The organism is Actinomadura harenae, from assembly GCF_003696215.1.
Lineage (GTDB): Bacteria > Actinomycetota > Actinomycetes > Streptosporangiales > Streptosporangiaceae > Spirillospora > Spirillospora harenae.
Map to the genome: position 1 here is coordinate 1 of NZ_RFFG01000186.1, position 9,361 is coordinate 9,361.

The 9,361-nt window shown below is 74.2% G+C and carries 11 protein-coding genes; 3 read left to right on the forward strand and 8 right to left on the reverse strand.

The genetic code is table 11. The features are described from left to right. The 5 genes from EBO15_RS41615 to EBO15_RS41635 form a co-directional block, all read right to left on the reverse strand. Nucleotides 1–232, reverse strand: a 232-nt coding sequence (locus EBO15_RS41615; RefSeq protein ID WP_122199952.1) for a sigma-70 family RNA polymerase sigma factor, incomplete at its 3' end; no start/stop codon positions are given. Between the two features lie 34 nt (nt 233–266). Continuing rightward, complete coding sequence (locus EBO15_RS41620; RefSeq protein WP_122199961.1) at nt 267–1,013, reverse strand: SDR family NAD(P)-dependent oxidoreductase; 747 nt, start codon at nt 1,011–1,013, stop codon at nt 267–269. 94 nt (nt 1,014–1,107) lie between these two features. Next, nucleotides 1,108–1,413 carry a thioredoxin family protein gene (locus EBO15_RS41625; RefSeq protein WP_122199953.1) on the reverse strand — a complete coding sequence of 102 codons (306 nt, stop codon included), beginning with the start codon at nt 1,411–1,413 and terminating at the stop codon, nt 1,108–1,110. A gap of 11 nt (nt 1,414–1,424) precedes the next feature. Then, on the reverse strand, nt 1,425–1,853 hold the full coding sequence (locus tag EBO15_RS41630) for a hypothetical protein (protein WP_122199954.1): 429 nt from the start codon (nt 1,851–1,853) through the stop codon (nt 1,425–1,427). Nucleotides 1,854–1,916: 63 nt separating this feature from the next. Further along, entirely contained in the window at nt 1,917–2,435 is a 519-nt protein-coding gene (locus EBO15_RS41635) for a DUF2231 domain-containing protein (RefSeq protein ID WP_122199962.1), read from the reverse strand. Nucleotides 2,436–2,553: 118 nt separating this feature from the next. On the opposite strand from EBO15_RS41635, the gene EBO15_RS41640 reads away from it, so the two are divergent. Together EBO15_RS41640 and EBO15_RS41645 are read left to right on the forward strand one after the other, a co-directional pair. Continuing rightward, a complete protein-coding gene (locus tag EBO15_RS41640; RefSeq protein ID WP_233616838.1) occupies nt 2,554–3,789 on the forward strand; it encodes an NAD(P)/FAD-dependent oxidoreductase in 1,236 nt (411 codons plus the stop codon). 180 nt (nt 3,790–3,969) lie between these two features. Further along, nucleotides 3,970–4,995, forward strand: coding sequence for a DUF2804 domain-containing protein (locus EBO15_RS41645; protein WP_122199956.1), 1,026 nt, complete (start codon nt 3,970–3,972; stop codon nt 4,993–4,995). Between the two features lie 9 nt (nt 4,996–5,004). On the opposite strand, the gene EBO15_RS41650 is transcribed toward EBO15_RS41645, so the two are convergent. Continuing rightward, complete coding sequence (locus tag EBO15_RS41650; protein ID WP_122199957.1) at nt 5,005–5,826, reverse strand: SAM-dependent methyltransferase; 822 nt, start codon at nt 5,824–5,826, stop codon at nt 5,005–5,007. A gap of 145 nt (nt 5,827–5,971) precedes the next feature. Further along, the gene (locus EBO15_RS41655) at nt 5,972–7,216 is read right to left on the reverse strand and encodes a DUF5753 domain-containing protein (protein ID WP_122199958.1); all 1,245 of its coding nucleotides are present in this window, start codon (nt 7,214–7,216) and stop codon (nt 5,972–5,974) included. Between the two features lie 243 nt (nt 7,217–7,459). On the opposite strand from EBO15_RS41655, the gene EBO15_RS41660 reads away from it, so the two are divergent. Next, complete coding sequence (locus EBO15_RS41660; protein WP_122199959.1) at nt 7,460–7,744, forward strand: hypothetical protein; 285 nt, start codon at nt 7,460–7,462, stop codon at nt 7,742–7,744. A 4-nt stretch (nt 7,745–7,748) separates the two neighbouring features. On the opposite strand, the gene EBO15_RS44855 is transcribed toward EBO15_RS41660, so the two are convergent. Next, on the reverse strand, nt 7,749–9,361 hold a 1,613-nt coding region (locus tag EBO15_RS44855; protein WP_122199960.1), incomplete at its 5' end, for a hypothetical protein.

Here is a 9,361-nt window from a genome sequence, read left to right on the forward strand (position 1 = left end):
GCCGGGCCCGGCCCGCAAGCGCGCTCAGGCACGCCGTGGTCGCGATCCGGTACAGCCAGCGGCGCACCGGCGACCGTCCCTCGAACCCGTCGAACCCGCGCCAGGCCCGCAGGTAGGTCTCCTGGACGAGGTCCTCGGCGTCGTGGACCGAGCCGAGCATCCGGTAGCAGTGCGCGAACAGCTCCCGGCGGTACGGCTCGGTCAGGACGGCGAACTCGGCGCGCGACGGCATCGCGGGTCCCTCCGCTCGGTCGATCGGGTGCGGGTCAGTCGATCGGGTGCAGGCCGGAGCCGTTGACGAGGTACTCGGGGCCGCTGCCCGGGTCGTCCGCCACTTCGAGGACGGCCTTGGCGACCAGGTCGGGCGTCAGCACGGGGTGCAGGCGCTCGATGAACGCGTCGCGGGTGATGCCCTCGCGGGCCGCGTACCCGTCGACGCCGTCCGAGCCGACGCCGGTCGGCGTGATGTGCGGGAGCAGCGTGACGAACCGCAGGCCGAGGCCCGCGCGGTCGGACTCGCCCGCCGCGTAGCGCTGGACGTGCCGGACGGCGGCCTTGGCGCCCGCGTACCCGCCGCTCAGCGGCGACCCGCCCAGGGCCGCGCCGCTCGACAGGCCGACGACTACCGACCCCGGCGCGAGCGGCGCGAGCAGCGCCGCCTTCGCCCAGGTGAACGCCTGCCGGGCGTCGTTGTTCCAGGGGTCGCTGAAGGTCTCCCAGGTCTGCTCCTGGACGGGCGCGACATGCGGACGGGACCCGGCGTTCAGGACGAGCAGGCCCGGACGGCGCTCGGCGATGATCCGCCGGGCGAGGTCCTCGTCAGTGGCGTCGCCGACGACGGGGACGAAGCGGTCGCCGAGGTCGTCGGCGGTGGCGCGCAGGTCCCGCTCGCCGCGCGCGATGCCGACGACGGTGGCGCCGTGCGCGACGAGGGCGGCGGCGATGGCGCGCCCGAAGCCCCGGCTCGCGCCGGTGACGACAGCGGTGGTGGTGGTGCTGGACGGGCCGGACATCGGGTTCTCCTTGGACGGTCTCGGTTCGGTCCGCATCAAGACCGTCCGGCCTCCCGAAATCCGTCGCCCCAGCCTATATGATGTAGGTCACACGCTACGCCCCGTTCAACGCCGCGCGAATCGCCTCCACCGAAGGCGCGCCCTCCCGGCGGCCGCCGGCCTCGGACGGGTAGAGGCGGCAGGCCAGGCCGACGGGCAGATCCGGGGTGGCGAACGGGTCGCGGCCGTCGATCAGCAGGGTCGGCGAACCGTGCATGCCCCAGCGCTCCGCCTCGTCCTCGGTCCGGACCTCCTGCCGCCGGACGGTCGCCCGCGGCCCGCCGTCCAGCGCCCGCGCGAGCCGTTCCTCCAGCACAGGACCGTTCGGACACCCGGGGACGGTCACCACCGTCAGCTCCACGCGGCTCTCCCTCAACTCACGATCGCGGCGATCAGTACCAGAATAATCGTGACAACAGCGAACAACCCGTGCACCACCACGACCGGGAGCGGGATGGCCTGCTCGGGCGGACCGGGCTCGGCCGGCGCGGCCCCGCCATGGGCGGCGGCGCGGTGCGCCGGGAGCCAGCGGGCCAGCATCGCGAACCCGAGCGCGGCGATGACCAGCAGGACGATCAGCGAGATCCACGCGAGCGCGGTGGCATCGGAGACCATGTAGACGATCCACAGGACCAGCCCGATCACCGCGAGCGCCAGGTGCCCGAAGAGCACCGGGACCGGGAGCCGCGTCGGCGGGGCGTCCACGGGGGCGCGCATCCCGCCGCGGGCCAGCCACAGGCCCAGCATGGTGGATCCCCCCAGGGCGGTGAGCAGCCAGACGATGAGGGCGGCGACAGCCATTTCGGCCTCCTCGCCGGGTCGGAACCCCGGCAGGGCCGACCCGTGGATCGGAATCGGACGGGCTCAGAGTCGCTTCGTGACCGTGAACCCCTCGGCTTGGGCGGTCTCGTCGGCGACCCGGACGCCGTAGCGGAAGGCGAGCCTGCCGCCCAGGTACCCGGAGCAGCCCAGGACGACCAGGCAGACGGCGGACAACAGGATCTGCCCGCCCTCCACCTGGTCGTAGTGGTCGCTCAGCGCGCGCCAGGCCCACCCGGCGCCGTACCCGGCGGTGACGGCGAGGTTCAGCGCCATGTGCAGCAGCGCGATGCGGAACGCGCGCGTCCCCGCCGCGATCACCAGCAGGTCCAGGAACCCGAACATGGCCGCGGCCAGGGCGGCGAACACGCCGATGGCGATCAGCCAGAGCGAGCCGCGGGTCAGGAAGGAGGGGTCGTGGACGAGCCGGGACCCCACGTCGAACACCAGGCTCGCCGTCCACGCGCCGATCGGCACGGTCGCCAGGGCCGGGTGCAGCGGGTGCCCGTACGGGCCGGACAGCGGCGTCACCGGACGCTTCGCCTGCCGCAGAGGATCGGACATCTCCACCCCCTCCTGCACGTCAAGTCTTTGCCTCGGGCCCCTGACCAGTCAATACTCCCCAGGCAAAGCCGTGCAGCCCCCTCCCCGGCGCCCACGCCCCGGGTGTAACGTCCGAACTGTGAGTGACGACCCGATGACGCATCCCGCGACGATCGTGATCGCCGGTGGCGGCCTGGCCGCGGCCAAGGGCGCCGAGGCGCTCCGCGACGAGGGCTACGAGGGCCGGATCGTGCTGGCCGGCCGGGAGCGGCACCTGCCGTACGAGCGTCCGCCGCTGTCGAAGGAGTACCTCCAGGGCGGAAGCGAACGCGACAAGATCTTCGTCCATGACGAGGCGTGGTACCGCGACCACGACGTCGACCTGCGGCTCGGCACCGAGGTCACCGCCGTCGACGCGTCCGGGCACCAGGTCACCCTCAGCGACGGCGACCGCATCGGCTACGACCGGCTGCTGCTCGCGACCGGCTCCACCCCGCGCCGCCTGCCCGTCCCGGGCGCGGACGGCGACAACGTCCACTACCTGCGGACGGTCGACGACAGCGACCGCCTGCGCGACACGTTCGCCGCGTCCGGACGCGTCGTGGTCGTCGGCGCGGGCTGGATCGGCCTGGAGACCGCCGCCGCGGCGCGCACCGCGGGCGCCCAGGTCACCATCGTCGAGACGCAGCCGGCGCCGCTGTCGGCCGTCCTCGGCCCGCCGGTCTCGGACGTCTTCACCGCCCTGCACCGCGAGCACGGCGTCGACTTCGCCTTCAACACCCGGACCAGCGAGATCACCGCTTCGGGCGTCGTCCTGGACGACGGCACCCGCCTCGACGCCGACACCGTCGTCGTCGGCGTGGGCGCCGCCCCGGACGTCGGCCTGGCGGAGTCCGCCGGGCTCGACGTCGACGACGGCATCACGGTCGACGCCGACCTGCGCACCTCGGACCCGGACGTCTTCGCCGTCGGCGACATCGCGAACGCCTACCACCCCCTGCTCGGACGGCACGTCCGCGTGGAGCACTGGGCCAACGCCCTGAACCAGCCTGCGGTCGCCGCCCGCGGCATGCTCGGCAAGCCCGCGAGCTACGACAACCTGCCCTACTTCTTCACCGACCAGTACGACCTGGGCATGGAGTACCTCGGCCTCCCCGACCCCGCCCACACCACCGAGGTGATCATCCGCGGTGACCTGGGCGCCCGCGAGTTCATCGCCTTCTGGCTCCAGTACGGCCTGATCACCGCCGCGATGAACGTCAACGTCTGGGACGTCACCGACCACACCCAGCACCTCATCCAGGCGAGAACCGCCATCGACCACGCCGCCCTCGCCGACCCCGCCGTCCCCCTCGCCGACCTCCTCCCCCGCTGACCGTCCAGGCCAAGGGAGACCCGGCACCACCGCTGAAACCGACGCGGAGTGGAACCCGGCGTCCCCGGCCACGACACGTCCGCCCCGGCCACCGCGGCCCGCGGAGCGACACGCGGGGAGGTCTGGCGTGGGGTCGGCGGGGCGGCGTATGGTCGCCCGACCGGGACGCGAGGGGCGGGAATGACTGATCGGCACGTGGTGGACGCGACGGACCGGCTCGTCGAGGACGGCCGCCGCCGCTGGGGACGGATGGCCGCCCGGCCCGCCGTCGTGAACCCGCTGGACGCGCCGTCCGCGGCGCCGCGCGCGCTGCGCCGGCTGCGGCTCAAGCAGTGGGTGGGCTGGACGCTCGTCCATCCCGAGGCGTGGTCCTCGATGATCATCCAGGACGCGCACTACCTCGCCAGCTCCGAGAGCTACGTGTACGACGCCGCGACGGGCGCGCTGACCGAGTACGCGGCGACCGCGCGCGGCGGCTCGGCCGCACTTCCCGCCACCCTCTACGGCAACCGGATGCAGTTCGGACGGCGCGGACTGCGGATCGGCTACGACCTCCAGGAACAGGACGGGCTGCACCGGATCCGGATCGAGGCGCCCGCCACCGGCGACACACCCGCCCTGACCGGCGACCTCGAACTCGACGGATCGGCCGGGACCGCGCCGCTGTCGGTCAGCGCGCCGCTGCCCGGCGGCGCGATGTACACCCACAAGCTCGTCCTGCCCGTGAGCGGCGTGCTGCGGGTCGGCGACCGCGTCTACCGCTTCGAACCCGACCGGGACATGGCGATCCTGGACGAGCACCACACCTTCCTGCCGTACCGGACGCGCTGGCTGTGGGGCACGTTCGCGCAGCGCACACCGGACGGGATCGTCGGCGCGAACTTCGCGCGGCGGCCGACCGTCCCGGGCAGCGAGGAGGAGTCCTGCCTCTGGCTGCCGGGAGCGGACGGCCCGCGCGCCGAGCCCCTCGCCGACATCACCTTCACGCCCGAGTCGGACGCGCCGCTCGCGAAGTGGCGCGTCGCGTCCGCCGACGGCCGCCTGGACGTGACGTTCGAGCCGGTCGGGCGCAAGGCCGTGAAGCACCAGATGGTCGCCGCGTCCATCGACTACTTCCAGCTGTACGGCACCTACACCGGGACGGTCGGCGGACACGACGTCCGCGACGTCCACGGCGTCTGCGAGAGCATGCGCGCCCGCCTCTGACCGTGTCCGCTACGGCTTGAGGCCGACACCGCAGTACGCGTCGACCGCGCGCCGGTCGCCGCCTGCGTCCGGCCGCCACATCTGCAAGGGGACGACGCCGGGATCGAGCACGTCCAGGCCCGTGAAGAACTCCCGGATCTGGTCGGGGTGCCGCAGCCGGTACGGCACCGCGCCGGTCTCGTCGTAGCCCTGCTGCGCCTCGAGGAACGCCCGGTCGGTCGCCGTCCCGTCGTACAGCACGAGGAGACTGCCGGGCGGCAGCGGCTCGAGCAGCCGCGCGACGATCGACCGCGCCTCGTCGTGGTCCTCGACATGCCCGAGGATGCCCATCAGCATCAGCGCGACCGGACGGTCGAAGTCCAGGTGCTCGCGCGCCCGCTCGGCGATGTCCTTCGGGTCGTGCAGGTCCGCGTCGATGTAGTGCGTCGCCCCCTCTGGACGGCTCGTCAGCAGGGCGCGCGCGTGCACGAGGACGAGCGGGTCGTTGTCGACGTACACGATGTGGCTGTCGGGCGCGGCGTCCTGCGCGATCTCGTGGGTGTTGCCCTCGGTCGGCAGGCCGGTGCCGACGTCCAGGAACTGCCGGACGCCGCGCTCCCCCGCCAGGTGCCGGACGGCGCGTCCGAGGAACGCCCGGGACGCGCGGGCCAGGTCCACGATCGCCGGGTACACGGCCGTGTAGTCGTCGCCCGCGCGCTGGTCGACGGGGAAGTTGTCCTTGCCGCCCAGCCAGTAGTTCCAGATCCGGGCCGAGTGCGGGACCGTGGTGTCGATGTCGCCCATCAGGTCCTTCTCGGCCGCGGCCAGGATCTCGTGCTCGTCGTCGCTCATGATCCGCCTCCCTTGAGCCCCCCATCTCAGCAGAAGCGGACGTCCGCCGGGCCGTTCCCTGACCGAAGCCTGTCAGGGACGTCCGGTCACGCAGGGTTCGGTCAGACAGAGCTCGGTCATGCAGGGCTCGGTCACGCAGGGTTCGTCAGGCGGGGTCGCCGAGCAGGGCGTGCAGGAGGGGCGGGGTCCGCTCCGGAGGGTGCGCCCGGATGAGCAGCCGGCCGTGCTGCGCGACGAAGTGCGAGATGACGCCCGGTTCCGCCGGGTACATCGCCGTCCCCGGCTGCTCCACCCGCACCAGGTCGGGCCGGTCGCGGTCCGGGAACCGCATCACCGTGACCGCGCCGTCCACGACGGCCGACCCCGTCTCCTCGTCGTCGAGGACCTGCACGGTCACGCCCGGACGTCCCGCCATCCCGATCAGGTGCCGCAGCTGGGCGCGGCGCGCCGCGACGTCGCCGACGTCCAGGGTCAGGGCGCGCCGGGCGATGATCGCCCACAGCCGGGGCGGACGCGGCCGGTGCAGCACGTCCTGCCGGAACGCGAGCAGCTCGACGCGGCGGCGCAGCTCGTCCGGGTCGATGTCCGGCGTGTCGAGCAGGATCGCGTGCCGCGCGTAGTCCGCGGCGAGCAGCAGGTCCGGGACGCGGGCGGGCGCGAACACGCGGATGTCGGCGAGCTCCGGCTCCAGCGTCAGGTACAGCGCCGCGTGCGAGGCCACGACGTCGTCGTAGGCCCGCCACCAGGCGTGATCCGCGCGCAGCTCGGCGTCGGCGAGCACCTGGCCCGGACTCCACCCGCTCCCGGACGCCGTCACCGGCGGCGCGTCCGGCCAGGGACGCGTCGTCACCAGGGACGCGGACGGCGCGGACGCGGCGTGCCAGGCGGGGGCGACATGGTCGGCGTCACGATGAACCGGGAACGCCCGGGGCCGGGGCGGCACGCTCCGCCCCGCGCCGTCCCACGCCTTGCCGTCCCACGCCGCGTCGTCCCACGCAATGCCGCCGCCCGCCGTGCTCGGGTCGGCCGGGGCGTCCTCCGTGTGGACGGCCTCGGCGGGCACGCACCGGTCGTAGAGGTCGCGCAGCTCGTCCAGCGAGACCATCGCCGAGACGTCCTGGCCCTTGTCGAGCGCGTGGGCGTGGATCACGGCCCAGACCGACTCGACCTTCTCGCGGCGCGGCCGCCGCGCCGGGACCAGGGTGAACAGGTCGCTGAGCGTCGATCGCGGGACGCCGATGACCGTGACGCCGTGCACCCGCTGCCCCTCGAGGCGCCGGGACAGCCGGTCGAGCGTGTTGAGCGTGGGCCGGCCCGCGAGGCGCAGGTTGCGCCGCAGGGCCTCGACGGCCGCACCACAGGGGTGCCGTTGCTGGTCGGGATCGGGCATTCGCCGGTCCATTCGGGCGAGTCGGGGCGGGCGCAGGGCCATCGTCTCACCCGGCCCGCCCGTCCTTCCGGCGAGCTGACACATTCCCGGCCGGATTCCCGGACGGAATCCCCGGATACCGACGGCATCCGGGGGATCTATCCCAGCTGTCCGAGATTGCCCGAAAACTGCGATTCGCACCCGGGCGATGCCGCAGAGTGAGCCGGAACGGAATCCGCCCACCGCCCGATCGGAGGTCCCGCGTTGCGTGCCGCACCCCGCGCCGAACCGGGCGCCACAGCCGACACCGAGCCCGACACCGCCCCCACCACCGCCACCGGCCCCGGCCCCGGCCCCGAACCTGGGGACCCGGCCCCACCCGACGCCGACCGGATGGCGTTGTCCCTGGTCACCCTCTGGGCCATGCGGACGGGCCGGACACCCCCACCCGCCCCCTACACCGCCCTGACGGGCATCGAACTGCTCGCCTTCTGGGCCGACCCGGCCCTGGAACCGGACGACACACGCCCCGATCCCCCGGCCGGGTGACCGGTCAGTTCGTCCGGCCGGTCGCCAGATGCGGACCCAGGTACCCGATGTAGATCAGCCCGGTGTTGTCGGTGTCGTCGAAGAAGTGCAGCCGGGGGGCGGGGGGCTTGCAGCGCTCGAGCTTGATGTGGGCCGTGAAGCAGGCCCGGCCGGACGGATGCGTCGCCGGACGCACCGGGAACATCCGCGCCTGCCGGAACTTCTCCTGGTGCTCCACCCGGTCCGACTCCGCCAGCGCGATGATGTTCGCGCTGATCAGCGTCCCCGGAGCACCCGAGCGGACGAACGCCAGCAGGTCCGACAGGTGCGGGCCGGGCGGGGTCCCGGCCCGGCGGGCCCGCTGCTTGGCCCGCGCGTAGGCGTCGATCGTGGTGAGCGCGTCCCGCGCCTTGCGCCGCCACGACGCCGCCTTCGGATGCGGGTCGAGCGCGGCCGCCAGCGACCCGTCCAGGTCGTCCAGGACCAGCAGGGGGTGGCGCGCGGCGATCTCGGCGATCAGCGCCTCGAACGACCCCGGCACCCGGTCGCCGGACGCGGCGGGCGGCGGCGCGCTCGCGACCGCCGGGGCGACGTCGGCGAGCCGCGCCGCCAGCACCCCCCGGTCCCGGACGGCGGCGTCGCGTTCGGCCTCCGCGTCGTCCAGCGCCTCCTCGAACAGGTCCCGCTCGGTGAGCGCGTCCGCGAGCTGCCCGGCGAGGTGGTCGGCGTGCTGCTCGGCCTGCGACCGGGCCTGCTCGGCGGCGGACGCCTCGTCCCGCAGCAGCGTCAGTTGCCGCTTGGTCCGCCGCTCGGAGCTCGCCAGCACCGACTCCAGCTCGGCGAGGCGGGACCGCAGCCGGTCCAGCTCGGACGCCGCCCGCTCCTCACCGGCCGCCGCGAGGGACTCGGCGGACTCCGACACAGCGGGCATCGTCTCCTCCTCGGGCGGCTCGGCCGGGGGCGGGACCTTCGGACGCAGCCGGCGCGGCAGATGCTCGTTCAGCAGGGTCGCCGCGTCGGCCGCGACGCCCTCCGGGGACGCGCCCGACCTGGCGGCCAGCGTGTCGTCGAGCAGCGCGGTCAGCAGGCCGTGCCGGTCCCGGACGGCGGCGCGGGTGAAGGTCGTGTCGTCCTCGGCGTTCCCGGACGACCCGAAGTACCGCGCGCCGCCCGCCGGGATCGCCCGCTCGGGCAGCAGCCCGGCCAGCACCCGGCGGCCCGGCTCGATCACCACGGCCACGCTCAGCAGTCCGGGCCAGTGCACCCGGAACAGCGTGTCGATGCTGCTCAGCGCCTTGCGGGAGTCGAGCGACACGACCAGCACGCCGACGCTGCGCTCGGGATGCCCGAGGCTGCCCGCGACCAGCGCGAGCCGCTCGTCCTCGGCCCCGTCGTCCGGCTGGACGCCGTCCAGCGGGAACAGTTTCAGCGGCTCGCCGGTCACCGGCAGCCCGCCGGAGTCGCAGATGTGCTGGCGGTCGATGCCGAGCCGCACGCACGGCGCCACGGCGCGGTGCGTCCAGCCGCGCTCGGCGTGCGCGGCGACGCCCCACTCGACCAGCCCCCGGGGCGAGTCGCGCAGGACGACCGCCGCGCGGACGGCGCCCGCGGCCGGGTCGCTCCAGCGGGCGGTGGTGC